The organism is Autumnicola psychrophila (assembly GCF_031846645.1).
In the GTDB taxonomy this organism is placed as follows: domain Bacteria; phylum Bacteroidota; class Bacteroidia; order Flavobacteriales; family Flavobacteriaceae; genus Autumnicola; species Autumnicola psychrophila.
In genome coordinates this window covers 79,588-104,841 of sequence record NZ_JAVRHN010000002.1, presented here as the reverse complement: position 1 = coordinate 104,841, position 25,254 = coordinate 79,588, and the positions used below count along the sequence as shown (strand labels likewise).

Annotated in this window: 24 protein-coding genes and 2 pseudogenes; 17 read left to right on the top strand and 9 right to left on the bottom strand. The window is 38.8% G+C overall.

The window, feature by feature from the left end:
* The first annotated feature begins 8 nt into the window (after positions 1-8).
* The 3 genes from RM541_RS03050 (at position 9) to RM541_RS03040 (ending at position 4,136) form a co-directional block, all read left to right on the top strand.
* Positions 9-1,505, top strand: a complete 1,497-nt coding sequence (locus RM541_RS03050; RefSeq protein WP_311498755.1) for a xylulokinase — start codon at positions 9-11, stop codon at positions 1,503-1,505.
* Between the two features lie 3 nt (positions 1,506-1,508).
* The gene (gene xylA / locus RM541_RS03045; RefSeq protein WP_311498754.1) at positions 1,509-2,828 is read left to right on the top strand and encodes a xylose isomerase; all 1,320 of its coding nucleotides are present in this window, start codon (positions 1,509-1,511) and stop codon (positions 2,826-2,828) included.
* Positions 2,829-2,954: 126 nt separating this feature from the next.
* Positions 2,955-4,136 carry an endo-1,4-beta-xylanase gene (locus RM541_RS03040; protein WP_311498753.1) on the top strand — a complete coding sequence of 394 codons (1,182 nt, stop codon included), beginning with the start codon at positions 2,955-2,957 and terminating at the stop codon, positions 4,134-4,136.
* A 359-nt stretch (positions 4,137-4,495) separates the two neighbouring features.
* Here RM541_RS03040 and RM541_RS03035 read toward each other — a convergent pair.
* Positions 4,496-5,028 (bottom strand): annotated as a pseudogene (locus RM541_RS03035) (IS256 family transposase); the annotation flags it as partial.
* An 80-nt stretch (positions 5,029-5,108) separates the two neighbouring features.
* Between RM541_RS03035 and RM541_RS03030 the strand changes: the two are divergent.
* Together RM541_RS03030 and RM541_RS03025 are read left to right on the top strand one after the other, a co-directional pair.
* The gene (locus RM541_RS03030) at positions 5,109-5,651 is read left to right on the top strand and encodes a 3-hydroxyanthranilate 3,4-dioxygenase (protein ID WP_311498752.1); all 543 of its coding nucleotides are present in this window, start codon (positions 5,109-5,111) and stop codon (positions 5,649-5,651) included.
* Positions 5,652-5,969: 318 nt separating this feature from the next.
* Positions 5,970-6,083 (top strand): annotated as a pseudogene (locus RM541_RS03025) (YkvA family protein); the annotation flags it as partial.
* Between the two features lie 86 nt (positions 6,084-6,169).
* Here RM541_RS03025 and RM541_RS03020 read toward each other — a convergent pair.
* From RM541_RS03020 to RM541_RS02990, 7 genes are all read right to left on the bottom strand, one after another.
* Complete coding sequence (locus tag RM541_RS03020; protein ID WP_311498751.1) at positions 6,170-6,475, bottom strand: DUF4286 family protein; 306 nt, start codon at positions 6,473-6,475, stop codon at positions 6,170-6,172.
* Positions 6,476-6,497: 22 nt separating this feature from the next.
* On the bottom strand, positions 6,498-7,046 hold the full coding sequence (locus tag RM541_RS03015) for a DUF3575 domain-containing protein (protein ID WP_311498750.1): 549 nt from the start codon (positions 7,044-7,046) through the stop codon (positions 6,498-6,500).
* 113 nt (positions 7,047-7,159) lie between these two features.
* Complete coding sequence (locus RM541_RS03010) at positions 7,160-8,164, bottom strand: acyl-ACP desaturase (protein WP_311498749.1); 1,005 nt, start codon at positions 8,162-8,164, stop codon at positions 7,160-7,162.
* Between the two features lie 177 nt (positions 8,165-8,341).
* Entirely contained in the window at positions 8,342-9,070 is a 729-nt protein-coding gene (locus tag RM541_RS03005) for a metallophosphoesterase family protein (RefSeq protein WP_311498748.1), read from the bottom strand.
* The gene (locus RM541_RS03000) at positions 9,071-10,207 is read right to left on the bottom strand and encodes an ATP-binding protein (protein ID WP_311498747.1); all 1,137 of its coding nucleotides are present in this window, start codon (positions 10,205-10,207) and stop codon (positions 9,071-9,073) included.
* A 36-nt stretch (positions 10,208-10,243) separates the two neighbouring features.
* The gene (locus RM541_RS02995; RefSeq protein ID WP_311498746.1) at positions 10,244-10,633 is read right to left on the bottom strand and encodes a four helix bundle protein; all 390 of its coding nucleotides are present in this window, start codon (positions 10,631-10,633) and stop codon (positions 10,244-10,246) included.
* Between the two features lie 28 nt (positions 10,634-10,661).
* The gene (locus RM541_RS02990) at positions 10,662-11,411 is read right to left on the bottom strand and encodes an SDR family NAD(P)-dependent oxidoreductase (protein WP_311498745.1); all 750 of its coding nucleotides are present in this window, start codon (positions 11,409-11,411) and stop codon (positions 10,662-10,664) included.
* Between the two features lie 171 nt (positions 11,412-11,582).
* Here RM541_RS02990 and RM541_RS02985 point away from each other — a divergent pair, with 171 nt between their 5' ends.
* The 12 genes from RM541_RS02985 to RM541_RS02930 all read left to right on the top strand — a co-directional run bounded on the left by RM541_RS02985 (position 11,583) and on the right by RM541_RS02930 (position 24,435).
* Entirely contained in the window at positions 11,583-12,371 is a 789-nt protein-coding gene (locus tag RM541_RS02985; protein WP_311498744.1) for a DUF4382 domain-containing protein, read from the top strand.
* Positions 12,372-12,520: 149 nt separating this feature from the next.
* The gene (locus RM541_RS02980) at positions 12,521-13,525 is read left to right on the top strand and encodes an AAA family ATPase (RefSeq protein WP_311498743.1); all 1,005 of its coding nucleotides are present in this window, start codon (positions 12,521-12,523) and stop codon (positions 13,523-13,525) included.
* 69 nt (positions 13,526-13,594) lie between these two features.
* Positions 13,595-14,461, top strand: coding sequence for a DUF58 domain-containing protein (locus tag RM541_RS02975; protein WP_311498742.1), 867 nt, complete (start codon positions 13,595-13,597; stop codon positions 14,459-14,461).
* Positions 14,462-14,466: 5 nt separating this feature from the next.
* Positions 14,467-16,131, top strand: coding sequence for a DUF4381 domain-containing protein (locus tag RM541_RS02970; protein ID WP_311498741.1), 1,665 nt, complete (start codon positions 14,467-14,469; stop codon positions 16,129-16,131).
* Complete coding sequence (locus RM541_RS02965; protein WP_311498740.1) at positions 16,131-17,135, top strand: vWA domain-containing protein; 1,005 nt, start codon at positions 16,131-16,133, stop codon at positions 17,133-17,135. The genes RM541_RS02970 and RM541_RS02965 overlap by 1 nt, the downstream gene beginning before the upstream one ends.
* A gap of 59 nt (positions 17,136-17,194) precedes the next feature.
* Positions 17,195-18,241 (top strand): vWA domain-containing protein, encoded by a 1,047-nt coding sequence (locus RM541_RS02960; protein ID WP_311498739.1) that lies wholly within the window; start codon positions 17,195-17,197, stop codon positions 18,239-18,241.
* 1 nt (position 18,242) lies between these two features.
* Complete coding sequence (locus RM541_RS02955) at positions 18,243-19,121, top strand: tetratricopeptide repeat protein (protein WP_311498738.1); 879 nt, start codon at positions 18,243-18,245, stop codon at positions 19,119-19,121.
* Between the two features lie 42 nt (positions 19,122-19,163).
* Positions 19,164-20,924 carry a BatD family protein gene (locus RM541_RS02950; RefSeq protein WP_311498737.1) on the top strand — a complete coding sequence of 587 codons (1,761 nt, stop codon included), beginning with the start codon at positions 19,164-19,166 and terminating at the stop codon, positions 20,922-20,924.
* Between the two features lie 2 nt (positions 20,925-20,926).
* Positions 20,927-21,673 (top strand): tetratricopeptide repeat protein, encoded by a 747-nt coding sequence (locus RM541_RS02945; RefSeq protein ID WP_311498736.1) that lies wholly within the window; start codon positions 20,927-20,929, stop codon positions 21,671-21,673.
* An 88-nt stretch (positions 21,674-21,761) separates the two neighbouring features.
* Positions 21,762-22,043, top strand: a complete 282-nt coding sequence (locus tag RM541_RS02940) for a hypothetical protein (protein ID WP_311498735.1) — start codon at positions 21,762-21,764, stop codon at positions 22,041-22,043.
* 168 nt (positions 22,044-22,211) lie between these two features.
* Complete coding sequence (locus tag RM541_RS02935) at positions 22,212-23,762, top strand: SulP family inorganic anion transporter (protein ID WP_311498734.1); 1,551 nt, start codon at positions 22,212-22,214, stop codon at positions 23,760-23,762.
* A 106-nt stretch (positions 23,763-23,868) separates the two neighbouring features.
* Entirely contained in the window at positions 23,869-24,435 is a 567-nt protein-coding gene (locus RM541_RS02930; protein ID WP_311498733.1) for a carbonic anhydrase, read from the top strand.
* Between the two features lie 252 nt (positions 24,436-24,687).
* Here RM541_RS02930 and RM541_RS02925 read toward each other — a convergent pair whose 3' ends face one another.
* Positions 24,688-25,221 carry a CvpA family protein gene (locus RM541_RS02925; protein ID WP_311498732.1) on the bottom strand — a complete coding sequence of 178 codons (534 nt, stop codon included), beginning with the start codon at positions 25,219-25,221 and terminating at the stop codon, positions 24,688-24,690.
* Positions 25,222-25,254 lie beyond the last annotated feature (33 nt).

The following is a 25,254-nucleotide window of genomic DNA, read 5'->3' as shown; positions in this document are numbered from 1 at the left end:
AAGATAGTATGTATTTTTTAGGAATAGATTTAGGTAGCTCTTCGATTAAAGTATCGATTCTGGATGCAGAAAAGGGTAAAATAATTGCGGCGGCTACGGTACCGGAGTTTGAGATGGAAATTATGACACCCAAATTTGATTGGGCTGAACAGAATCCTGATGTTTGGTGGGGTTATGTAAAGGATGGTCTTCACGAACTAAAGAATAAACACCATATTAACCTCAAAAAGGTTAACGGAATTGGTATAGCCTATCAAATGCACGGTCTGGTTCTAACAGATGAGAATTTGGAGCCGGTAAGACCTTCAATTATTTGGTGTGATAGTAGGGCTGTAGAGATAGGTAACGAAGCATTTGCCGCCATAGGTAAAGAGAATTGCCAAAGGCAAATCTTAGGTAGCCCGGGTAACTTTACTGCTTCAAAACTGAAATGGGTAAAGCAAAACGAGCCTGAAGTTTATGCAAAGGCAAAGTATATGATGCTGCCGGGAGACTTTATAGCTGCAAAACTCTCTGGCATCCCCCAAACGACTACTTCTGGATTATCTGAAGCAGCTTTGTGGGATTTCCCTAAAGGCAAATTGGCTACAGAGGTATTAGAGAAAATGGGCTTATCTGAGGAGTATATTCCGGAGATTGTTCCAAATTTTGGTCGCCAGGCAAAGGTAAATTCAAAGGTAGCTGAAGAACTGGGTCTTAACCCTGAGGCCATAATTACCTATCGGGCAGGTGATCAACCCAACAATGCCTTATCCTTGAATGTTTTAAATCCCGGTGAAATAGCTACCACTGCAGGTACTTCTGCGGTAATTTATGCAGTAACAGATAAGGATATTTATGATGAACAAAATAGGGTAAACACCTTTTTGCACGTAAATAGTACTGAAGATCAAAAGCGGAATGGGATTTTAGGAATCATCAATGGATCAGGAATTCTTTATCAATGGCTTCGGAAGACGATATCTTTAGGAAAAGAAAAACTTGTTGATTATGACCTGCTTAACGAAGCAGCTGGACAAGTACCGCCGGGAAGTGAAAACCTCAGATTCTATCCTTTTGGAAATGGTGCAGAAAGAATATTCAATAATAAAAAGGTAAACTCTGGAATTGAGAACCTTAACTTTAATATACATCAGCCTTCACATCTTATACGTTCTGCGTGCGAAGGTATTGTGTTTGCCATGAATTATGGTTTTGACGTAATGAAGTCTCTGGGAACTTCTGGGGAAATAGTTAGGGCAGGAAAAGGAAACCTTTTTCTTAGTCCTGTCTTCAGGGAGATATTCTGTAATACTACGCAGGCAAAGCTGGAGCTTTATAATACGTCAGGTGCAGAAGGGGCAGCACGGGGTGCGGCTTATGGTTATGGATATTTTAGCAATCTGGAGGAAACTTTTGGAGATCTGGAGATCGTGGAGCGAATGGAACCTAATAAAGAACTTTCGTCGCGGTACCAGGAAATTTATGCACAATGGAAGGAGAATATTAAAATAGAAAAGGAATAAATTATGAAATCAAAAAGTGAATTTTTTAAGGACATCGATCAAATCAAGTATGAAGGTAGGGACAGTGATAATCCTTTAGCTTTTAAATGGTATGATGAGAATAAAGTTGTGGCAGGGAAGACGCTTAAAGAGCATATGAGGTTTGCTACGGCGTACTGGCACACATTTAATAATACCGGGAGTGATCCTTTTGGTCCTGGCACAGAAACATTTGAGTGGGATAAGAGTGAAGACCCTATAACCCGTGCAAAAGATAAAATGGATGCGGCTTTTGAATTTATGACAAAGCTGGGTACACCTTACTACTGCTTTCATGATGTAGATGTGGTGGATGAAGCGCCTACTCTTGCTGAGTTTGAGAAAAGACTGCAGACTATGGTGGAGTATGCAAAACAGAAGCAGCAGGAATCCGGAATAAAGCTTTTATGGGGAACTTCAAACCTGTTTAGCAATCCTCGTTACATGAATGGTGCAGCCACTAATCCTAATTTCGACGTGCTTGCTTATGCTGGTGCACAAGCGAAAATTGCACTAGACGCAACAATGGCGCTTGGAGGAGAAAATTATGTTTTCTGGGGTGGTCGTGAAGGCTATATGAGCCTTTTAAATACAGATATGAAAAGAGAGCAGGAACATTTGGGACGTTTTCTCAATACCTGTAAAGATTATGCAAGGAAGCAAGGTTTTAAAGGTCAGTTCTTTATCGAACCAAAACCTATGGAACCAACCAAACATCAATACGATTATGATGCTGCCACTTCTTTACATTTTATAAAACAGTACGGACTGGAAAATGATTTTAAATTAAATCTTGAAGTAAATCACGGTACTTTGGCTGGACATACATTTGAACATGAACTTCAGGTTGCCGTGGATGCCGGTATGCTTGGAAGTATAGATGCAAACCGGGGAGATTATCAAAACGGTTGGGATACAGATCAGTTTCCAATAGATCTTTATGAAATTACTCAGGCTATGCTTATCATACTTGAAGGCGGAGGAATCCAGGGTGGTGGAATTAATTTTGATGCTAAAGTTAGACGTAATTCAACAGATCTAGAAGACAAATTCATAGCTCACGTATCCGGTATGGATATTTTTGCAAGAGGACTTATTTGTGCTGACAACATATTGAAGAATACACAATATAAAAAGCTTAGAAAAGACCGGTATTCTTCTTTTGATAGCGGTAATGGAGCAAAATACGAAAAAGGAGAATTATCTCTTGAAGATCTTAGCAAAATTGCAAGAGAGGCAGGAGAACCTCAACAAATAAGTGGGAAGCAGGAATTATTTGAGCAACTCATTGCTAATTCTATTTAATAGAAGGAAATATGTAATTAGAATTAAGATTAATTTCGGTCTTAACGAAGAATAGGCCCCATCTCTTCAAGATGGGGTTTTTTTTTACGAATCCTGAATGGGATAGATTAATAAACCATTTGAATAATGAGAAATATAATACAATTGTTAGTATGTCTTTTAGTGGTATCGTGCAGTGAAGGTGACGACAGCCCTACAGAACCTATTGTAGATCGACCAACTGGTGGCGAGTCTCCTGTTCCTGGAGAAGGAGGAGATAACGGAGGAACTACAGATGATCCTTTTCTTTATAATGCTACTGAAAATCTTAAAGATGTAGCCGATTTTCCAATAGGGAACATAGTCTCTGCAAATAGATTAGCCTCTACATCTGCAACCAATCAGAAATTTAAAGAGGTTTTAAATCAGGAATTTAATAGTATAACAGCGGAAAACGACATGAAGATGGCAAACATTTTCAAAGGTCCCGACGACTACGATTTTAGTGATGGAGATGCTATCGTAGCCTATGCAAAGGAAAATGGTTTTAGGGTACATGGTCATACGTTGGTGTGGCACCAGTCCATTCCCTCCTGGCTGCAAAATTTCGAGGGTACAGATGAGGAGTTTTCCACGCTGGTGGAAGATTATGTAAAAGCTACAGTTGCTCATTTTGCGGAAGAAACCATGACAGCAGACGGTCAGGAAATGACTGTTGTGGCAAGCTGGGATGTAGTAAATGAAGTCTGGGATGGATCATCTCTTAGAAATTCTCTGTTCCGTCAAAGAATAGGTGATGATTACGCTGCCAAACTTTTCACTTGGGCGCGCGAAGCCGATCCCGATGTCAAATTATTTTACAATGACTATAACATTGCAGGAGAACCTTCAAAAAGAAATGCGATCCTAAACATGGTCAACAATTTTAAAACTAACAACGTACCAATTGACGGTATAGGAATGCAAATGCATTTGAATCACAACTGGCCGGTTGATGACCTTTCGACAGCTATTCAGGATGTTGTCGCTACAGGTCTACTGGTTCACATTTCAGAATTGGATGTAAAAGTAAACTATGATGATCAAATCTCTGAGTTTACCGAAGATCGTGCACAAGTCCAGGAAGAGCAGTATCAACGTGCTGCATATAATTATACCCAAGTGGTACCTGCAGACCAGCAATACGGTATTACAATTTGGGGCTTTAGAGATCAGGATAGCTGGTTATATGAGGGAGGTTCAGACTGGGCTCTGCTATATGACGAGGATTTCAACACCAAAATTGCTCACAGAGGAATGGTGGCAGGTCTAAGAGGTGAAGCTCCATAATTGTTTAATCCTTCTCCTCGATAAGAAATATAAAACCCGCCAAAGCGGGTTTTTAGTTTTATCATTATTTTATGTCCCCAGCAGTTTGTAGGAAGCAAAAATGGATGAGAACTCTGATCTAATCACAAACCAGATGTTTAGCAGCACTGTTCTCATTTCCAAATATTTTCGAAATGTAAAATATTTTACGTAGGCGGGAAAAGTGGGTACTATTGGAGCTATTGGAGTTTTAGTCAAAACAAGATAGCCGGTTTTCACAGGTCTAATCCAAGCCTTTTCTTATTAATAACTATTTTTGTTCCTTCACACGTGTTCTTTACATAATATAAGAATGCCAATCTTAGAAAGGGGTCTGTAAATTAAACTCTGTCTGATATTTCAATTCCTCTGGGGCTAGCCCCAGAGGAATTGGCATTTATCTCCAGCGGTATCCGGTCTCCAAATTTAATATAAAATTGCTGAATCGTAAGGCTCCAGTTATGCAAAGGAGCGGTCCATTTCTTCTCAATGTTTCTTGTAGCCAGATAGACCAGCTTGAGTAGTGACATATCATTAGTAAAAGCGCCTTTGGTCTTGGTCACTTTTCGGATTTGACCATTGAAGCCCTCTACGGCATTGGTGGTATAAATAATCTTCTAATGGGTTCTGTATACTCAAAATACTGGGAGAGCTGTTCCCAGTTACGCTGCCAGCTTTCAATGACTACCGGATACTTACTTCCCCATTTCTCTTCCAGGTTCAACAGTTCATCTTCGGCTACATCTTTAGTGACTGCCCTATAGACCTTTTTCAGATCTGTCATAAATTCCTTCTGATCCTTCGAGGCGATATACTTCATTGAATTCCGGATTTGATGTACAATACAAAGCTGCACCTGAGCCTTTGGATAAACGCAGGTGCCATAAGTATTATTTGCAGGATGTATCGCTTTGTTGTGGAGATTGCTTAATTTTAAGCTATAAAAATAAATCTATGGCTGTTAATAAACCTTTTAATCTCAATAAATGGATCGATCAAAACCGGCATACGCTGAAACCGCCGGTGGGCAATAAAAATCTTTACAAAGAATCTGGAGATTACATTGTGATGGTGGTTGCGGGCCCCAATGCGCGAAAAGATTACCATTATAACGAAACTGAAGAGCTGTTTTACCAGTTGGAGGGCAATATTAGGGTGCATGTCCAGGATAATGGGGAAAAAAGGACAATGGAAATAGGACCCGGGGATATGTATCTTAATCCGGGGACCGTGCCGCATTCCCCCGTACGCGATGAAGGTTCTATTGGGCTGGTTGTGGAACGGAAAAGAAAAAATGAGAGCGGAAAGGACGGACTTTTATGGTTTTGCGATAATTGCAACAACAAACTTTATGAGGTTTATTTCCCGTTGCATGATATCGAAAAGGACTTTTTGAAACATTTTAAGCATTTCTACGGAAGTAAGGAATTACGAACTTGTGGTAACTGCGGGGAAGTGATGCCTGTAGATCCCAGGTTTGTGGCAGATGAGGAGTAGATTCCTTCTAAAGGTGAAATTTATAGAATCTTAAATATTCTTAAACGTTGGCGGCTGCTAAATTATATTCCGTAATTTAGGGAGTGAGTGTAATTTAAAAATTAAAATATGAGTTTGTTTTCCAAAGAAAATGCTGAAGAGGAACATAATAAAAGGCAGAAGAAATTCAAGAAAAAGGATGTAGATAAAGTTATAGCTGAAGAGGAAAAGATAAAATCTAAATTCGAAAGTAAAGGCACACTGAGTCGGTATTTTGGGGATGTGCAAATTTTATTTTCAATGGTGAGGGACTATGCCAATGGAAGCTACAGAGAAATGCCCTGGAATATTATTGCTTCTGTGGGGGGCGCTTTACTTTATGTGCTTTCGCCTATAGATATAATTCCCGATTTTATTCCCGTTATAGGTTATCTGGATGATGCTGCTGTCGTGGCTTTTTGCCTAAACCTTATTGAAAAAGATCTTGCTGCTTACAAAGTGTGGAAAAATGGTGGTGGGGCTGATTCTGGTTCTTCAGATCAAACAGAGTCGATAAGTTCGTAGTGCCAGACTTCCTGATCAAAACTGTGCATCATATTTTGAGCTTTTTCTGAAACAACCGCAAACTGGATATGTTCTCCGGAAAAAGCTCGTATGGTTTCTTTAGAAGTCCATTTTGAAATAAAAAGATATTCGGGGAAATCCCCAACTTCCCTGCGGTTTATACTCGCGCCTAGAAATCCGTCCAGAGTGGATAAATGTGGCAGAATTTCCTCTTGAAGATATTTTACGTAATTACCTTCTTCTTCTCGTTTTATCCTGCAGGACCAATGTCTGGATATCATCTTTGCTGAAATTTTTGATAATTTAGAATCGATAGCCTACACTGAAGCCGGCGTTAAATTCCAATGCAGAAAATCTTTCTTTTACCTCATTACTGAAGTTTCTTCCGATATTGGCATACGGGCCCAGCACAAAAGTGTCATTGAAATTCCATTTATAGCCGCCTCCTATTCCTATTATAAAAGCATCCATATCTGTAACCTGCCGCACATCGTCGTCTTCTACCTGAACTACTTCTGAAAATTCTCCTGTTCTTAATTTAGCAAAGGGGTTTACGTATAACCCCGAACCGGCGCTTTCTGTCCCAAAATAAAAGTTATAGCCAAGCATGAAACTGGTGGTATTAAACTGACGGGAATTTTTTTCTGAATGGTAATTCATCCGGTCATTGAAAAGGATTTGTGCATCAATGGACTGGTTGTAATCAAGAAAAAATTCGTACCCTACTTCTACGGATGCGATAGCAATAGTATTCCCGATGTTGAGCTTTATTTCATTTTGCATATAATCTATCTGTGCGAAACCGTTTTGCATGATAAAAAAACCTGCAATGGCGAAAATGATCTTTTTCATAGCTTTTTCGTTTTTTATAAAAGTAGGAACTATTTTTTATTTGGGTTTAAAGATGCCACAAAGAAAAACCGCTCCAGTTAGAAGCGGTTTCTGTTTTATTTATTCATGCAGGATTAAAGTGTGCCGTTTGGCGCTACCCATTTAAACTGGTGCTGATCTTGTGGTACAGCAATACGATCTGCAATACGTGCCATTCTATCTGGCATTTTCATTAAATAATCCCTGGCCTTTTCTGCTTCATCTGTTAGCGAAGTCATTTTATCAATCTCCCAGTAACTATTCAATTTTCTTAAAATTTCGATATAATCATAGGTGGTATAAACTCCCAGACGTTGAGCAGCATTGGAGAAATTTTCGAAAGCTGAAGCGATATCATCTCCAGATTCCCTTATAAATTGTGCAGGCATTACAATTTTTTTCTTCATCATGTCCTGGAAAGCAAGCATCATCTCACTAGGATCGTGCTCAAAAATTGTTTTTACAAACTCACGGTATGCCATATAGTGTCTCATCTCGTCACCTGCAATAATATTACACATTTTGGCGAGCATCTTATTTCCTTTTTTCTTGGCCAACTGTCCTACACGTTTGTGGGAAATATTTGTAGCCAGTTCCTGAAAACTGGTATATACAAAATTTCGGTAAGGATCTCTTCCTGTACCAATGTCAAATCCATCGTTAATAAGGTGCTGTGTGGTCTTTTCAATTTCTCTCATGTCCACCCTTCCGGAGAGATATAGGTACTTGTTAAGTGTGTCGCCGTGGCGATTTTCTTCTCCGGTCCAGTGGCGAACCCATTTAGCCCAGCTATTTTGTTCTCCTCTGGAAGCACCGTGTTGTTTTACCCCCTCCATATCCATTAACCAGGATTCGTAGGTAGGCAGGGCTTCTTCTGTAACCATATCTGCCACCAATACCACCCAGAAATCGTATCCCAGCTCTTTTGCTTCTTCCCTTATTTGGATGATCTCCTCGTTGTAATTTTCATTCTGAAGATTGGGTAGAAGATCTGTAGGTTGCCAGATATCGTCAACAGGTATGAGGTACTTATCTATAAAACCGTCAACAGATTTCTCTACGGTTTTCATTACTTCTAATCGAACATTCTCTAAAGCCATTTTTCTTCTCTATAATTGCAATTGGACATTTTAAAATGTACAATTGTGTGTGATTTTTTCCTCTAAAATATCCTTAACCTTATGGTTACAAGATGTTGCTTTGTAACTTCATTTTCAGTTAAAGACATTGAGGTTCAAAGATATGAATATGTTAACAGAGTCTGTAATAAAAAACTCTTAATTTCTGCCGTTTTCATTGGGGTAAAGCTCATGAATAGGATCACTTTGCCATATTTCTTTGGTGTTTACCTCTATAGCAGAGAGTTTGCCCTTAAAAGCTGCACCGGTATCAATATTCCATACGCCTGCTTTGTGAAACGGGGTGGATTCACCTATCCGTGTAACCGGGGTATGGCCAATAAAAATCTCTTCAAAAAGCTGAAGCCTCTTCGGATAATATTTATTGGATTTTTGCATCGCGGGATCAAGGGCAATTACCATTTCCCATAACGTCCGGTCCCAATAGTAGCCTGTGTTATGATATTCGCTTAGTGGCCCGTGAAGATTGGTGAAACCTGCGTGTACAAAAAGCCTGTTTTGTTTATCAATGTAATAATTCATCATCTGATCAAAAAACTCGATATGCGTTTTTTTTTCTTCTGAAGTAAAATTTCTGTAAGCATCCATACTGGACTGTCCGCCGTGCTGTAGCCATTGTTCATTTAGCTCTCCTGTTTTTAGCCAACGGTGGGCAAGATCGTCGTGGTTACCACGAATAAAAATACAGGTGTTTTGTTTCGCTAGTTCGATAAGGTAAGAAACAACATTGGCAGAATCACTCCAGCCATCAACATAATCACCCAAAAAAATAATTTCATCTTCCGGGGTAATATCCGCTCTTCTAAGAAGCTGAATGAGCGCCTTTAATCCTCCATGAATATCACCTATTGCTATCTTCCTGCTCATTTAATTATATTTTACTTTTCTCAAAATACGCATACTCTCCTTATAAGAATGGTATACCTGTGGACTATATTTTTTTAAATAAGGTTTTGCTTCTTCAAGTTTATTTATAGCATCTTCAAAGTTATTCAAATAACAAAATAAATAAGTAGAAGGTAAGCTCCTTAAATCTTTTTCCTGAAATTTATTTAAGGGTAAACTTTGCTTTAACCTCTGGATAAGCGCATTGTTAATGTTATAAATATGATGTAAGGTTTTTTGATCAAATTTTGGCGGATTAAAGAGTAATTTACTTTGTATCTCATAACTTGCATTATCCCTGAACTCTATACATACTTCTTCCAGGGGGTAATATTTAAAACTGTTATGCAGCCCCAGGTGGACATATTCAATGATTCTGAAAGAATCCTCTTCTACGTTTATGCTCACTTCATCTAAATCTGAATAAAATAATTTTACCTGCTCGTTAATTAACTCAATATCTACCCGGGAGAAGTAAATAGAGTCCTTGCCCTTTTTCTGTTTTCCTGCCCAACAAATAACAAAATATTCTTTAAACACTTTGTAAGTCGGATTAAAGTCCTGACGCTTTCTCATAAAATCAAAAACCCCGTCCAAAGTAAGTTCAATATTATTCTGCGCATGATTTTCTATGGAAGCGACTATCTGTGAGTTTACATCTTTAATTTTAATGTCGAAATCTTTGGGCATGCTAATACTACCATCCCGAAGATATATGGATCCACCATAATATTTCCAGATATTTTTTCGCAGTGAACAAATTTTGCCGTGGTTAGGTCTAATGGTCACCAGACCTACCACAAGATGATCTGGCAAATGCGGAAAAGGAATATTCTCATAACTAATAATCGGTGGATTCTGAAGATAGGCATTCACCAGGTTTTGAATTTTGCTGTCATCAAAAAAGTCGATGCCCACAATATTATTATCTTCATCTTCCACACCAATTACGATATAAGAATTATTTTCTGGGTTGGAATTTGAAAGAGCACAAACGTGTTTTAAAAACTTAGCCTTCCCTTCTTTTTCGCCAAGATTGAGCCGTAGCTTTTTATCATAAAAGCTATTCTCATCATTATGCGCAAGCAGGTTTTTTATTAAAAGGCGTTTGTTGATCATTTAGAGAATTCTCTATTAACCTATTTCTATTATTTATTAGTCGAAATTTGATCCTCTTTTATCCGACTTCTTCAGGTAATTAATAAATTTCGAGATTTGTTCGTTTAATTTTTCAGATTCGCAGTAAAGTTTATTGAATTCTGCTTCAGGTAAATATGATCTGTCGAGGCATCTCTGCAATTGTGCTCTTGTTTCGCTGTTTGAACCTCTTGCAAAGCCAAGGAACTGTATAAATTCCTTGTTCCCGCCTCTTCTAAAACCTTCTGCAATATTATCCATAACAGAGCCCGAGGAACCATTAATCTGCTCTTTCAATTTATAATCATTATGTGAAGAAGTAGTCGTTATTAAAGACCAGATATTCTGGCATTGAACACGAGCCGCTTCATAAATTTCTAAATCTTCAAAACGATCATAATGAGCCATAAGAATAAGTAATAGTAATAAAAAATATTTACTCCTTGTCTACAATAGTGCTACTGGCCTGAGCGGTACACATCACCATAAGATCTGCAATATTAATATGAGAAGGTCTTGTTACTACAAACCTTATGATATCGGCAATATCTTCTGGTTGTAGCGGTTTTAATCCTTCATAGACTTTCTTTGCTTTTTCTTTATCTCCTTTAAACCGAACTTCGCTGAACTCAGTTTCGACCATTCCGGGATTAATAGCTCCTACACGGATTCCTTTTCCGTTAAGGTCAATACGCATTCCCTGGGTTAATGCATCTACCGCATGTTTACTGGCGCAATAAACGTTTCCGTTGGGATAAACCTCTTTCCCTGCGGTAGATCCAATATTGATAATGTGTCCCGAAGCCCGCGCTATCATCTTCGGAATAATTGCTTTGGAAACATAAAGCAATCCTTTTACATTAATATCGATCATCGCATCCCAATCTTCTACATTTCCATCCTGAATAGGGTCCAGGCCATGTGCGTTTCCTGCATTATTAATCAGGATATCGATATTTGCCAAATCTGGAGGCAGACCTTCAATGTTGCTAAATACTTCTTCTTTATTACGTACATCGAAAGTAAGGATATGGATATTGGACTTGTTGTCCAGTTCTTGCTTCAGCTCTTCCAGCTTTTCCTTTCTCCTTCCGCAGAGGATGAGGTTAAAACTTTCTTCAGCAAAGATTTTAGCCGTTGCTTTCCCTATTCCGCTTGAGGCTCCTGTAATTAATGCAGTTTTCATAATATTTTTGTGTCTAAAATAATAAAGTATTTCTTCGGAATTAAAAAAGTTGTATTAACTCCTGTTAAATTTCGTTAATCTTCCTGAAGCAACAAAATTAGTAGCGGAAATCGCCGTTATCCCACTAAAACAATTAAAAATTAAATGAATATGAACCTGACAAATTTAAAAATGAAGAGTACTCTAGTAATGAGTTTTCTGGCTTTTACTATGTTTAGCTGTAGTGATGATGACAATGGTAACGCTGAAGAAGGTACAGCGCAAGTAACGGTAAGTATTACCGATGCCCCGGGAGATTATGATAAAGTATGGATAGATGTGCAGGACGTGATGATTAAAACAGATATGGACGGTACAGACGATGAAGGTTGGGAAAGTATTGGTGATGTAAATACGGGCAGGTACGACCTGCTTGAGTTAACAGGAGGAGTTTCCCAGGTTCTTGCGGATGTAGATGTGCCTGCCGGATATCTTGGGCAGATTAGATTGGTGCTTGGTACAGACAATGCAATTGTTGTTGATGGTGAAGAAAGTGCAATTGCCGTACCCAGCGCGCAACAATCTGGATTAAAGCTTAATGTGAACCAGGAACTGGAAGCGGGAGAGCATTATGCTTATCTTTTGGATTTTGACGTAGAAGAATCTGTAGTAAGGCAGGGTAATGGAGGATTTTCTCTTAAACCTGTTATCAGGGTTTCGGCTCAGGCTGGTGCCAGTTCTATAATCGGGGAAATTCACCCTTCAGATTTTAGAAGTCTTGTAAGAGCACAAAATGCTTCCACTACTGTTTCCGCTTATACAGATATGGAAGGTAATTTTAAACTACATGGTGTACCTGCCGGAACTTATAAAATTACAGTCATTCCAGATGTGGCATCAAATTTGCCAAATTTCGAAAAGGATAACGTGGTAGTTAAAGCCGGCGAAATGGTTGACCTGAAAACGCTTTTTATAGATTAAGCTTTTCAAATTTAAAAAACCTTTAAGAGCGGCTATACTAAGCCGCTCTTTATTTTTAACCAATTTTTAACAAATGAGAAACTATTTAATTTTCAATTTGCGACCTAGTTTCCTTGTATGTATATTCACGACTTTAAAATTTAAAAGCGATGATAGAAAATGATTCTTCGGTAGACATTGCCAGCCTTAATGAGAGAATTGAAAGAGAAAGTGCGTTTGTAGATGTGCTTACTTCAGAGATGAACAAAGTTATTGTGGGCCAGAGGCATATGGTGGAGCGCCTGCTAATTGGCCTTCTTGGTCAGGGACATATCTTGCTTGAAGGTGTTCCCGGGCTCGCAAAAACCCTTGCCATTAATACGTTGTCTCAGGCAGTTCAGGGGAGTTTCAGCAGGGTTCAGTTCACGCCAGATTTATTGCCGGCAGATGTTGTGGGAACGCTTATTTATAATATGAAGCTTAACGACTTCAGTATTAAGAAAGGGCCGATATTTGCCAATTTTGTGCTTGCAGATGAGATTAACCGTGCCCCGGCAAAAGTGCAGTCTGCTTTACTGGAAGCTATGCAGGAAAAACAGGTGACCATTGGTGATGAAACTTTTATGCTGGATCGTCCTTTCCTGGTAATGGCAACGCAAAACCCTGTGGAGCAGGAAGGAACTTATCCTTTGCCTGAAGCCCAGGTCGACCGTTTTATGCTGAAGACGATCATTAAGTATCCACAGATGAATGAGGAGCAGCTAATTGTTCGTGCAAACCTGAAGGGTGCTTTTGAAAAAGTGAATCCGGTGGTAAGCCTGGACCAGATTGCCCGTGCGCAGCAAGCTGTTCGTGATGTGTATATGGATGAAAAAATTGAACAGTATATACTGAATATCATTTTTGCCACCAGAACTCCGGAAAAATATAAACTTGAAGAAATCAAGCCGCTTATAAGCTTTGGAGCTTCTCCAAGGGGAAGTATTAACCTTGCGACTGCTGCAAAATGTTATGCTTTTATTAAGCGTAGGGGTTATGTTATTCCCGAAGATGTAAGAGCAGTGGTCCACGATGTGCTAAGACACAGGATTGGGATTACCTACGAAGCCGAAGCAGAAAACATTACTTCTGATGACCTTGTAAGCAAGATTGTAAACGAAATTGAAGTACCGTAGCAATTGGCAATTATCAGTTAACAATGGTCAAAATATTATTGATTGTTGAAAGATTGTTTATTGAAGAAAATGGATACGAAAGAGTTACTTAAAAAAGTCCGGAAAATTGAAATTAAAACCCGCCGCCTTAGCGATCACGTCTTTGGTGGTGAGTATCATTCTACTTTCAAAGGCCGCGGGATGACCTTTAGTGAGGTGCGGCAGTATCAGTTTGGTGACGATGTAAGGAATATCGATTGGAATGTTACCGCACGTTACAGCGAACCTTTTGTAAAAGTTTTTGAAGAGGAGCGGGAACTTACCATGATGCTTGTGGTAGATGTTTCAGGTTCTGAAATGTTTGGTACAGAAAAGCAGTTTAAGAAAGATGTAATTACAGAAATTGCAGCTACCCTCGCTTTTTCTGCAACAAAGAATAACGATAAAATTGGTCTTATGCTTTTTACAGATAAGATCGAATTATACATCCCACCAAAAAAAGGCCGTTCCCACGTACTAAGGATTATCAGGGAACTTCTGGAATTTAAACCTGAGGGCAAAAAAACCGATATAGTGGGTGCGATAAAATATCTGTCCAATGTCATGAAGAAGAAAGCCATTGTTTTTATTCTTTCAGATTTTATGGCAGAAGATTATCAGCAAACACTAAAAATAGCGGCAGGCAGGCACGATGTAACCGGAATCAGGATTTACGACAGGCACGAAGAGGAAATTCCAAATCTAGGTTTGGTACAAATGTTGGATGAGGAAACCGGAGAATCTATAACCGTAAATACAGGTTCAAAATCTGTGCGTAACAGCTACGCAAAATATTATAAAGAAAAAGTGAATTATTTTCGGGAAAGCTTTACCCTTAGTGGTGCCGGCACTATTGAGAACAGGTTGGATGAGAGCTACGTAAAAAAATTACTTGGCTATTTTAAGAGAAGAGCATAATCAATATGAAAAAAGGAAGTTCATATTTAAAGAAGAGATCAATATTGGAGCATTTAACAGGTAAGAGGAGGTGTAGCAGCATTTTCTCTTTTTTCTTGTTTCTTTTTTCCTTTCTTGCTTCAGCTCAGCAGCCGCAGGTTTCAGCAGAAATTGATTCTACCAGTATTAAAATTGGGGAACAGATCAAATATAGTATTTCCGTAGAAACAGATTCTACTAACCTGGTGGTTTTTCCTGAAGGAGAAACTTTTTCTCCCATGGAAGTAGTAGAATCGATGACTGCCGATACTGCCCGAATTGAGGACAGATTCCGTTTGTTAAAAGAATATTCACTCACACAGTTCGATTCCGGGAGTTATACCATTCCGCAGCAAAGCGTGATTATTAATGACCGGCAGTATCTTACAGATTCGATGCTGGTAGAAGTTTCTACCGTAGTGGTGGACACCACTAAACAAAAAATGTATCCTATAAAACCTTCAGTTGAAGTACCTTCAGGGTTTTCTGTTCCTACCTGGTTTTGGTGGGTATTAGGGTTAATGCTTGTTTTAGCTGTTCTGTTCTTTTTTCTTCGGAAGAAAAGAAAAGCGGAACGGGAAAGAGAATTACCACCATATGAACAGGCAATGCTGGAGCTTAATAAGCTTGATGAGTCACATTTACTGGAGCAAAGGGAGGTTAAAGAATATTATTCCCAGCTTACTTTTTCTGTAAGGAAATACCTGGACAGGAAAGTTTATGACCGGGCTCTAGAAAGTACCACAAGCGAACTTATCGCTTATCTGGAAATGCAGTGCGACTCGGGAAATTTAAAGCTGGACAGGAAAACGATTAATGACCTGCAGCTTATCTTACAACGAGCAGATTTGGCGAAATTTGCCAATTCCAGGCCCGATGTTATTACGGCTAAAGCCGATCGATCAAATGTAAAGCATATTGTAGATGATGTCAAAACCTCAATTCCCGCTCCTACAGAAGAGGAGCTGATGCGGGATGAGATGTACCGTCAGAAAAAACTAAAACAGCGTAGGCGTAAACGTATAATTATTGGGGTAGTTATTGGAGCTTTTGCTCTTGTTATAGCTACGACGGCACTTATTGCTACTAAGGGATTTACCTATGTTAAGGATACCTATTTAGGGCATCCTACCAAAGAGTTACTGGAAGGGGAATGGATAAGAAGTGAATATGGATATCCTCCCGTGGCAATTACCACACCCCAGGTTTTAAAGCGCGGGGAAATAGAGCTGCCCGAGGAGGCCAGGCAAATGTTGGTGGGTAGTGAAACATTTATGTATGGTAGCCTTATAAGTAATTTTTATACGGTTGTAAATACTATGCAGTTCAATAAACAGGTGGAATTTAACCTCGAAACGGCCGTAGATGGAATTTATGCTTATCTGGAAAACCAGGGCGCTAAGAACATTATTATAAAAAGGGAAGAATTTACCACGATAAACGGAGCTGAAGGTATTCGTGCTTTCGGAACTTTGGAAATAGAAAATCCGGTTACGGGAGAGTTAATGCAGAACGAATATGAAATTCTGAATTTTGCTGAAAACGGAGGTTATCAGCAAATTACGATCATATATAATGAAGATGATGTCTATGCTGAAGAAATTGCTCAACGTATCACAGATTCGGTAGAATTAAAAAATTTGAATAACTGATGTTTACAAATTTCACTTTCGAAGATCCGCAGTTTTTCTGGCTTTTGCTGCTTTTGCCAATAGCCATCGCCTGGTATTTCTGGAAGAGGAATAAGCAAACGGCTGAGTTAAAAATTTCTACTATTAAAGGTTTTAAAATTCAAAACAGCCTTCTGGCAAAGCTTAAGCCTATACTTTTTGTTATTAGATTACTAATTCTGGCTCTTATTATTGTTGCAATGGCTAGACCCAGAACGGTAGATGTCTCGATCAGGACCAGCAGTACACAAGGTATAGATATTGTAATGGCAATAGATGTATCGGCAAGTATGCTGGCACGGGATTTACAGCCGAACCGCCTGGATGCGCTAAAGGAAGTGGCAAAGGAGTTCGTGAAGGATCGCCCTTCAGATAGGATAGGTTTGGTGGTTTACGCGGGGGAAAGTTTTACAAAAACACCAATTACCAGCGACAAAGAAATTGTGCTTAGTGCACTGGAGGATATAGAGTACAACAACGTCTTGCAAAACGGTACAGCAATAGGTTCGGGGCTTGCCACGGCGGTTAACCGGGTTAAGGACAGCGAAGCAGAAAGTAAAGTGATTATTTTATTAACAGATGGAGTAAATAATTCCGGATTTATAGATCCTAAAATAGCCAGTGAACTCGCAGTGGAGTTTGGCATTAAAGTTTACACTATTGGTGTTGGAAGTAATGGAATGGCGTTATCGCCCATAGGAATTCTGCCCAATGGAAGGTTTCAGTATGGAAACAGTAAAGTAGAAATAGATGAAGCTTTACTGCAGCAAATTGCAGATGCTACAGGTGGAAAATATTTTAGGGCAACAGATAATGAAAAGCTGGAGCAGATTTATGCTGAAATTGATGAATTAGAAAAAACTGATATAGAAGAGTTCAGATATTATAATTATGATGAAAAATTTCGTCCGCTAATCCTATTGGCAGGAGGATTGCTGTTGTTCGAAATATTGCTGAGGTATACATTATTCAGAAGTTTTGTATAAAAAATGTTTTAGAGAATAAAAGCAGGTATTAAGATTTAATAGCATTAACTAGTTAAAAAATGGTTTTAGAAGAGAAAATATATTTCTGGCTTTTACTTGCCATTCCGGTGGTAGTGCTGCTGTTTCTGTTTCTTATATTCTGGCAAAGACGTACTCAGAAAAAATTCGCAGACTCCAGCCTATTGGCCTATCTAACGCCACACAGATCACGATTTAAACCTGTATTAAAGTTAATCGTTATTCTACTTGCGATTGGAAGTATGGTAGTGGCTCTTGTAAACCCTAAAATGGGCTCAAAGCTGGAAACGGTTAAAAGAGAAGGTGTTGATATTGTGTTTGCAGTTGATGTCTCTAAAAGTATGGAGGCAGAAGATATAGCACCTAACCGGCTTGAGAAATCCAAACAGCTGGTTACGCAAATTCTTAATGACCTTGGTAGTGACAGGGTGGGAATTATTGCCTATGCCGGAAGCGCATTTCCGCAATTGCCAATCACGACAGATTATGCTGCGGCCAAAATGTTTCTACAGGCGCTTAATACAGACATGATTTCGTCCCAGGGAACAGCTATTGGTGATGCCATAGACCTTGCCACAACCTATTATGATGATGAGGAGCAAACCAACAGGGTTTTATTTATCATTAGTGATGGAGAGGATCATGAAGGAAATATGGAAGATGTTGCTGAAAAGGCTGCAGAAGCGGGAATTAAGATCATTACTATTGGTGTAGGGACCGAAAAAGGTGGGCCAATACCTGTAAAAAAGAACGGAGTAGTGCTTAATTACAAGAAGGACAATGCAGGAGAAACTGTAATTACGAAACTTGTTCCGGAGACGCTTCAGGAAATTGCTTCTGAAGCAAATGGCGAGTATATTGAAGGTAACAGTACTGCTCAGGTGACAGATGAGGTACAGGAAATACTCCAAAATATCGAAAAATCTGAATTTGAAGCAAAACAATTTGCCGACTTTCAATCTCAGTTTCAGTGGTTTTTGGCATTAGGATTGTTATTACTGTTTCTGGATATATTTTTGCTGGAACGTAGTACGGCATGGGTAAGGAAGTTGAATCTGTTTAATGAAAGAAAGCGAAAGGAGGATTAGAATGGAAAACAATTTAAAATATAAAAGTTTAGCAACGGTACTTTTTGTAGCAATTACCTCATGTTTTTCTGTGCTTACGGCTCAGGAAAATCCAAAGAAGATTGAAAGGGAAGTGAATGAGTATCTCAGAGAGGCTGAAAATGCCATGGGGGAAAACGATTTTGCCTCGGCAGAAGCTTCCTATAGAAAAGCTATTGCCAAAGATCCTTCAAATACTGCGGCAAAATACAATTTGGGCAATCTTTACTATAACAAAGAAAAGACGCCTGAAGCTGCAAACCGCCTGAAACAAGCGCACGAAATTTCAGGAAGTAAAGATGAGAAGCACAGGATTAATCATAATCTTGGAAATTCCTTTATGAAGCAGAAGAAATATCAGGAAGCTATAGAAGCTTATAAAAATGCTTTAAGAAATAACCCTTCAGATGAAGAGACCCGCTATAATTTAGCATTGGCGAAGAAAATGTTGGAAGAAGAGCAGCAAAATCAGGATCAAAACCAGGACCAGAACGAAGATCAGGAAGAAAATAAAGATCAGCAGGAAAACCAGGACGATCAGAACAAAGATGGTGAAGGCGGTGATAAGGAGAACCAGGACAACCAGCCACAAGATGAAGGAGAGAACGAGAATAAGGATAGCCAGGATAAAGGCGATCAGGATAAGGAAAAGCAGGATCAAAAAGAGCAGCAGGATAAAGGCGAAAATGGAGAGGAGCAGGAGAAACAGCCTCAGCAGCAGCAACCTGCGCAGGGACAATTATCACCTCAACAAATAAAGAGTTTGCTGAATGCAATGGATAATGAAGAAAAGAAAGTTCAGGATAAAATAAATGCTGAAAAGGCCAAAGGGGTTAAAGTACAGTCTGAGAAAGACTGGTAGTGCTGTTTTAATATTTATTCAATCCCAATAAGAGGATAGAAAATGAAATTGAAAATATTATTTATAAGTTTATTTTTATTTACTGCCAACCTGCTGCAGGCACAGGTAAGGTTCGAGGCTAACGTAAGTAAGGAGAGGCTGGGGATAAACGAACGCTTGCGCGTGGATTTTGAAATGAACCAGGATGGCGATAATTTTCGTCCACCTTCCTTTAATGGTTTCCGAATTATTGGCGGCCCAAATCAATCTGTTAGCAGAAGTATTGTTAATGGTAAAGGTTCTTATTCTAAAACCTATACCTATTTTCTTCAGCCGGAATCACGCGGGAATTTGACAATAGGTCAGGCAGAAATTGAAGTTGATGATAAAATTTATAAAACCTCTCCCATAGACATTGAAGTTACGGCAGCTGTGGAGGAGTCTGAATCTGGTTCTAATACAGACATAGTCGCTTCAGAAAACCTCCACCTTGTAGCCGAGGTCTCTAACGGTAATCCTTACCTTAATGAGGCGATCACTGTAGTTTACAAGCTTTATGTGAGTCCCAGTATTAGTGTGAGTAACTGGAGCGTGATTGACGATCCAAAATTCAGTGACTTCTGGAGCCAGAATATAGATATCAGGCAGCTACGCGCAGAAAATGGCGAATATAAGGGTCAACCATACAGGTATGTGGTATTAAGAAAAACAGTTTTATATCCGCAGAAAACAGGGGAGTTAGACATAGAGCCTCTGGCACTATCTGTATCTGTAGATGTTCCAAGTGAAAGAAGGGATATCTTTGGAAGTAGAATTTACCGCACGGTGCAAAAGACAGTTGCTGCGGGAAGCAGAACTATAGATGTTAAACCTTTGCCTCTGGAAGGTAAGCCTGCAGATTTTACTGGTGCAGTCGGTGATTTTGATTTTGAAGTTACAACCAGCAAGAAGACTCTGGATGCTTCAGAATCTTTACAGGCTACAGTAGAAGTAAGAGGTAATGGAAATCTGAAGTTATTTGAGCTTCCGGATCTTTCCGTTCCGGCTTCTCTTGAGATTTATGAGCCGGAACGTTCAGAAAATGTAAATACTACTTTGAACGGTATGCAGGGAAGCATCTCAAAGAATTATACTATTGTTCCAACCCGAAAAGGGAAATATCCTGTTCCTGCTTTAGACTTTTCTTATTTTGATCTGGATAGCGAGACTTATAAAACAATAACTTCAGAAGAAATCCTGCTTGAGGTGGAAGAAGGACCGGTCGCAGCAACAGGTTCATCGGGAGGATTTTCCTCTAATAAACAGGCAGTAGCTTCAAGTGGAGAGCAGTTTAGATATATAAAATTAAACACTGATTTAAGACCGATTGAGCAGCAGGAATTTTTTAAATCTGTCTCCTTCTGGGGGATGGTATTGTTACCAGCGCTTATTATACCCCTTGTTATCCTCTTCGGAAAAAAACGTGAAGCGATTGCAAGTGATGAAGTGGGAAACAGAAGGAAACGGGCAGACAGGCTTGCAAGAAAATATCTTTCAGAAGCAAAAAAGAACCTTGGTGATCAGGCTGTATTCTATGTAGCCCTGGAAAAGGCAATGCATAACTATTTAAAAGCAAAGCTTCATATCCAGACCAGTGAAATGAGTAAGGATAGAATTAAAGAAGTGTTGGCTTCCCGGGGGGTAGATGAGTCTACTATTAAGGAGTTTATAAGCTTGCTCGAGAGTTGTGAATTTGCACGTTATACCCCGGCTTCTTCTGTGACTATGAAGCAGGATTACGAGAAAGCAGCAGCAGTAATTTCAACCTTAGACAAACAAATTTAGAAATGAAGAATTTACTTTACATACTTTTCTTTTTTTCAGTCTCCCTGTTTGCGCAAAATGAGGAGTTGTTTGAAGAAGCAAATACTGCCTACGCAGAAGGCAATTATGAGCAGGCAGTCCAGAAGTATGAACAGATATTAGAGTCCGGAGAAATATCTGCAGCCTTATATTATAATCTCGGTAATGCCCATTATAAATTGAACCAGATCGCCCCGAGCATTTATAATTACGAAAAAGCATTGCAATTAGATCCGGGAGATTCTGATATCAACAATAATATTGAGTTCGCCAGAAGTATGGCTCTGGATGCCATTGAAGAAGTAGAGCAAACAGGTTTCCGAAAATATTTGGATGGCTTTATTTCTAGCTTTAGTGCAAATTCGTGGGCGAAATTTGCCATTTTCTTTTCATTGCTTTTTACCGGCTTATTCCTCGCATATTATTATATGAGCAAGCCTCTGGTAAAAAGAATACTTTTTGGAATGTCTGTGGCGGCTGTGGTGTGCTGTTTTGCCAGCCTTTACTTTGTCTATGCGAAAGAGGAAATTCAGGAAAACAATCAGTTTGCTATAATTTTTAGTCAGCAAGCTCAGGTTAAGAATGAACCATCGGTTAGAGGCGAAGAAGCATTTGTCCTGCACGAGGGCACAAAAACGAAAGTACTGGAAACCTATCAGGAATGGATTAAAATTGAACTCGCAAATGGTGATCAGGGATGGATGTTACGGGACGATGTAAAGGTCCTTTAAAAGAATGTCATGTTTAATTAATGATAAAGTATAGAACATAAACTTGATCGTTAATTAAATTATCCTATTTTTGTATTTCGTGAAAAAAATGGCTTTCATATTATCCTTTCTTTTTCTTGCCTTTCTGGCAACACCTACGATTGTGGTGTGCATCGATAAATCCGTTGATGTATCTGCGGCTTTTTTAGTCAATGAAGAAGAAAATTCGTCAGGATATAATTTTTTTGAATTTAACTTTGAAAAAGATCACAATTCCAATTACGAAAGTATTCATTTTTTACAGGAGCGAAAATTCGTTGACAACTACTTCCATTTAAATTATCACAATGTGTTTTTAGAAGTGGTCTCCCCACCTCCAAAAATCGTATAATACACTACGTTTTCTAAGGATTTTATGCGCCGTCTATAAGAAGAACGGCACTGTCTTGATATGCTATATAGGTAATAGCAAGCTTTATCTTTCTACAAAAATCCTCTCAAATTTTTTAGTTATTCATTTTAAAGCAGAAATAAACTCTGCTAATAATACGTAGATATTATGTTTAAGAATCTTAATAAAGATTTACCCGCAAGTATAGTTGTATTTTTTGTTGCCTTACCACTTTGTTTAGGAATTGCGCTTGCTAGCGGGGCACCTCTTTTCTCCGGTCTTATTGCCGGAATTGTAGGAGGTATAGTAGTTGGAGCCATGAGTGGATCCAGCGTAGGAGTAAGTGGCCCTGCTGCCGGTCTTGCGGCAATCGTACTTGCCGCTATTGTTAGTTTAGGAAGTTACCAGGATTTTCTCTTGGCTGTTGTTCTGGCAGGAGCCATTCAAATTTTATTTGGGGTTCTCAAAGCCGGAATTATTGGTTATTATTTTCCGTCTTCCGTAATTAAGGGGATGTTAACGGGAATTGGAATTATTATTATCCTTAAACAGATCCCGCACTTCTTTGGATATGACGGAAACCTCGGGGACATATATTCCTTAGAAGGATTTTGGAACGCTTTTGAAAACATAAGTCCGGGAGCCACCATAATAGCCATAATAGGTTTGGGGATCCTTGTTCTTTGGGATTCTGTGCTAACCAAGAAAAACAAAATCTTTAGGTTAATTCAGGGGCCTCTTGTAGCTGTAGTATTAGGAATTGTTTTTTACCTCGTAACCCGCGATTCAACCTTGGCAATTGATGAAAAGTTCCTGGTAAACGTTCCGGTTCCTGATAGTCTTGATTCATTCATTGGACAATTCACTTTTCCCTCCTTCAGTATGATTGGTAGTGCAGAAATATGGATCACTGCTTTTACAATTGCACTTGTTGCCAGTTTGGAAACACTTTTATGTGTTGAAGCAACAGATAAACTGGATCCTCATAAAAGAACTACGCCTACTAACCGCGAACTGTTTGCACAGGGAACCGGAAATTTAATTTCAGGTTTTATTGGAGGCTTACCTATTACCCAGGTGATCGTAAGAAGTTCGGCAAATATCCAGTCCGGGGGACAAACCAAAATGTCGGCTATTATTCATGGATTTTTATTGTTGATCTCTGTAATAGTAATTCCAACGGTACTAAATTTTATTCCATTATCTGTACTTGCTGCAGTTCTGTTCCTTGTGGGTTATAAGCTCGCAAAACCACAACTTTTTGTTCAGATGTTCAAGGCTGGCTGGAAACAATATGCACCGTTTTTCATCACTGTGTTGGGTATCGTTTTTGGAGACCTTCTTGTAGGGATTGGCTTAGGATTGCTCGTAGGGATTGTAATTATTCTGATTAAATCTTACCAGAATTCTCATTTCCTGCATATGGAAAAGCAGGACAACGGTAATAAAATCGTTAAAATGACTTTAGCTGAAGAAGTGACCTTTATTAATAAAGGTGCAATTATAAGAGAATTAAACAAACTGGAAAAGGATTCCCTATTAGTGATGGACGTTACAAAATCTCGTTATCTTGATAGTGATATTATTGAAATTCTTGACGATTTCAGGATCAAAGCAGCTGAAAACAATATATCTATTAAAATAATTTCAGAACGGGGTGTAGTGGAAAATCCTGAAAGTTATAAGGAGTTTTTTGCCTTAGAAAAGAAACCGGCCTAATTTAGAAGATACAATTCTATGCTGTCTGATTTAAGACAGCAGGAATTGATTAATTAAAATTATTTGATAATCTTAAAGGAATATTTAAATATTTAAGAAAGAAATTATGACAAAAGACGAAGTATTAAACAGGTTAAAAGAAGGTAATGAACGTTTCACTGCCGATAAAAGAGAAAATAAATTACAGGATAAATCAAGAAGAGAGGAATTAACCAAAGGACAATCTCCGTACGCCATTGTTTTAAGCTGCGCCGATAGCCGTGTGGTGCCGGAACTTGCTTTTGATAGTGGTCTGGGTGAATTGTTTACTGTGCGGGTAGCCGGAAATGTGGCAAATAGTTCCTCTATCGCAAGTATGGAATATGCAGTAGCACATTTGGGGACCGAAATTATTGTGGTAATGGGTCATGAAAGTTGTGGTGCTGTTACTGCTGCTATGAGCGGCGGAGATAACGGTTATAATTTAAACCACCTTCTTTCTCATATTGCTCCGGCGATCTCAGCTTCTGGTAAGGATGCTCCTGTAAATGATGTAGTGAAGAAGAACGCACAGCTAACTGCCGAAGAACTTAAAACCCGTTCTACAATTATAAAGGAAGCTTCGGAAAGCGGAAAAGTAAAAATCGTTCCGGCCTATTATAATCTGGATTCTGGTAAAGTGGATTTTCTATAAAATAAATCTATTGTGTATTAAGAGAGGTTGTCTGCAAAGACAGCCTTTTTTTATGTCTTGATTTAAGTAATTAAGCTGTTTCAAAATACTTTTTGATGTTTTCTTTACGGTTCCTGCCGTTGCAGCTCTTTATTTTATCGGAAGAAGAAAAATAAAGTACTCGAACTAATAAGACAAAGAGATATCAGTAGTATTAATGGCTCAGCCACCCGGATTTTCTCAAACTTTGTGGAAAAGAAAACAGCATCTTTGTTATAAATCACCTGTAAGTTCATCCAGATCTTCAAGAATATTTTTCTCTCTTGCTTCCCGCAGAATGGAAGGTAATAAAATTGGAGCTATGCGTTCTACAGGTTCGTATAATTCCGACTCCTCCAGAACTTCCTCTTGTATCAGGTCGATTTCTTCATTGGTAGATTTAAAGAACATAATGATTACGCTGGTTAAAAATGCCACCTTTAAAAGACCAAACCCTGCACCAAGTATTTTGTTTACAATTCCGAGGGCAGCAAAAGCAGCAATATTGGTAAGAATTTTTCCTGCCAGGGACACAAGGAACATAATGATAAAAAAAGTAATGGCAAAAGATAGGAGGTTCACATACTGCATGTCCCAGTCTACATAGTTTTCCAGAACGTCACTTAGTAGGTGTGAGAACCTTATCGCACCGTAAATCCCTAAAATAATCCCTACAAGAGATGCAAGTTCGGCTAAAATTCCTCTAAAGAAACCTCTTACTGCACCATAGAGCAAGATAAGAGCTAAAACGATATCGATTATATTCATATTTCAAATATAGTAATTTCATTAAGTAAGAAT

Excerpts from the sequence above, each read along its gene's own strand:
- RM541_RS02995 (WP_311498746.1), bottom strand. The coding sequence starts at position 10,633 with ATGGCTCATTATGATCGTTTTGAAGATTTAGAAATTTATGAAGCGGCT.
- RM541_RS03040 (WP_311498753.1), top strand. The coding sequence starts at position 2,955 with ATGAGAAATATAATACAATTGTTAGTATGTCTTTTAGTGGTATCGTGC.
- RM541_RS02985 (WP_311498744.1), top strand. The coding sequence starts at position 11,583 with ATGAAGAGTACTCTAGTAATGAGTTTTCTGGCTTTTACTATGTTTAGC.
- RM541_RS02935 (WP_311498734.1), top strand. The coding sequence starts at position 22,212 with ATGTTTAAGAATCTTAATAAAGATTTACCCGCAAGTATAGTTGTATTT.
- RM541_RS03030 (WP_311498752.1), top strand. The coding sequence starts at position 5,109 with ATGGCTGTTAATAAACCTTTTAATCTCAATAAATGGATCGATCAAAAC.
- xylA (WP_311498754.1), top strand. The coding sequence starts at position 1,509 with ATGAAATCAAAAAGTGAATTTTTTAAGGACATCGATCAAATCAAGTAT.
- RM541_RS02990 (WP_311498745.1), bottom strand. The coding sequence starts at position 11,411 with ATGAAAACTGCATTAATTACAGGAGCCTCAAGCGGAATAGGGAAAGCA.
- RM541_RS02940 (WP_311498735.1), top strand. The coding sequence starts at position 21,762 with ATGGCTTTCATATTATCCTTTCTTTTTCTTGCCTTTCTGGCAACACCT.
- RM541_RS02970 (WP_311498741.1), top strand. The coding sequence starts at position 14,467 with ATGAAAAAAGGAAGTTCATATTTAAAGAAGAGATCAATATTGGAGCAT.
- RM541_RS02975 (WP_311498742.1), top strand. The coding sequence starts at position 13,595 with ATGGATACGAAAGAGTTACTTAAAAAAGTCCGGAAAATTGAAATTAAA.
- RM541_RS02930 (WP_311498733.1), top strand. The coding sequence starts at position 23,869 with ATGACAAAAGACGAAGTATTAAACAGGTTAAAAGAAGGTAATGAACGT.
- RM541_RS03005 (WP_311498748.1), bottom strand. The coding sequence starts at position 9,070 with ATGAGCAGGAAGATAGCAATAGGTGATATTCATGGAGGATTAAAGGCG.
- RM541_RS03000 (WP_311498747.1), bottom strand. The coding sequence starts at position 10,207 with ATGATCAACAAACGCCTTTTAATAAAAAACCTGCTTGCGCATAATGAT.
- RM541_RS02950 (WP_311498737.1), top strand. The coding sequence starts at position 19,164 with ATGAAATTGAAAATATTATTTATAAGTTTATTTTTATTTACTGCCAAC.
- RM541_RS03010 (WP_311498749.1), bottom strand. The coding sequence starts at position 8,164 with ATGGCTTTAGAGAATGTTCGATTAGAAGTAATGAAAACCGTAGAGAAA.
- RM541_RS03015 (WP_311498750.1), bottom strand. The coding sequence starts at position 7,046 with ATGAAAAAGATCATTTTCGCCATTGCAGGTTTTTTTATCATGCAAAAC.
- RM541_RS03050 (WP_311498755.1), top strand. The coding sequence starts at position 9 with ATGTATTTTTTAGGAATAGATTTAGGTAGCTCTTCGATTAAAGTATCG.
- RM541_RS02965 (WP_311498740.1), top strand. The coding sequence starts at position 16,131 with ATGTTTACAAATTTCACTTTCGAAGATCCGCAGTTTTTCTGGCTTTTG.
- RM541_RS02925 (WP_311498732.1), bottom strand. The coding sequence starts at position 25,221 with ATGAATATAATCGATATCGTTTTAGCTCTTATCTTGCTCTATGGTGCA.
- RM541_RS02980 (WP_311498743.1), top strand. The coding sequence starts at position 12,521 with ATGATAGAAAATGATTCTTCGGTAGACATTGCCAGCCTTAATGAGAGA.
- RM541_RS02960 (WP_311498739.1), top strand. The coding sequence starts at position 17,195 with ATGGTTTTAGAAGAGAAAATATATTTCTGGCTTTTACTTGCCATTCCG.
- RM541_RS02955 (WP_311498738.1), top strand. The coding sequence starts at position 18,243 with ATGGAAAACAATTTAAAATATAAAAGTTTAGCAACGGTACTTTTTGTA.
- RM541_RS03020 (WP_311498751.1), bottom strand. The coding sequence starts at position 6,475 with ATGATATCCAGACATTGGTCCTGCAGGATAAAACGAGAAGAAGAAGGT.
- RM541_RS02945 (WP_311498736.1), top strand. The coding sequence starts at position 20,927 with ATGAAGAATTTACTTTACATACTTTTCTTTTTTTCAGTCTCCCTGTTT.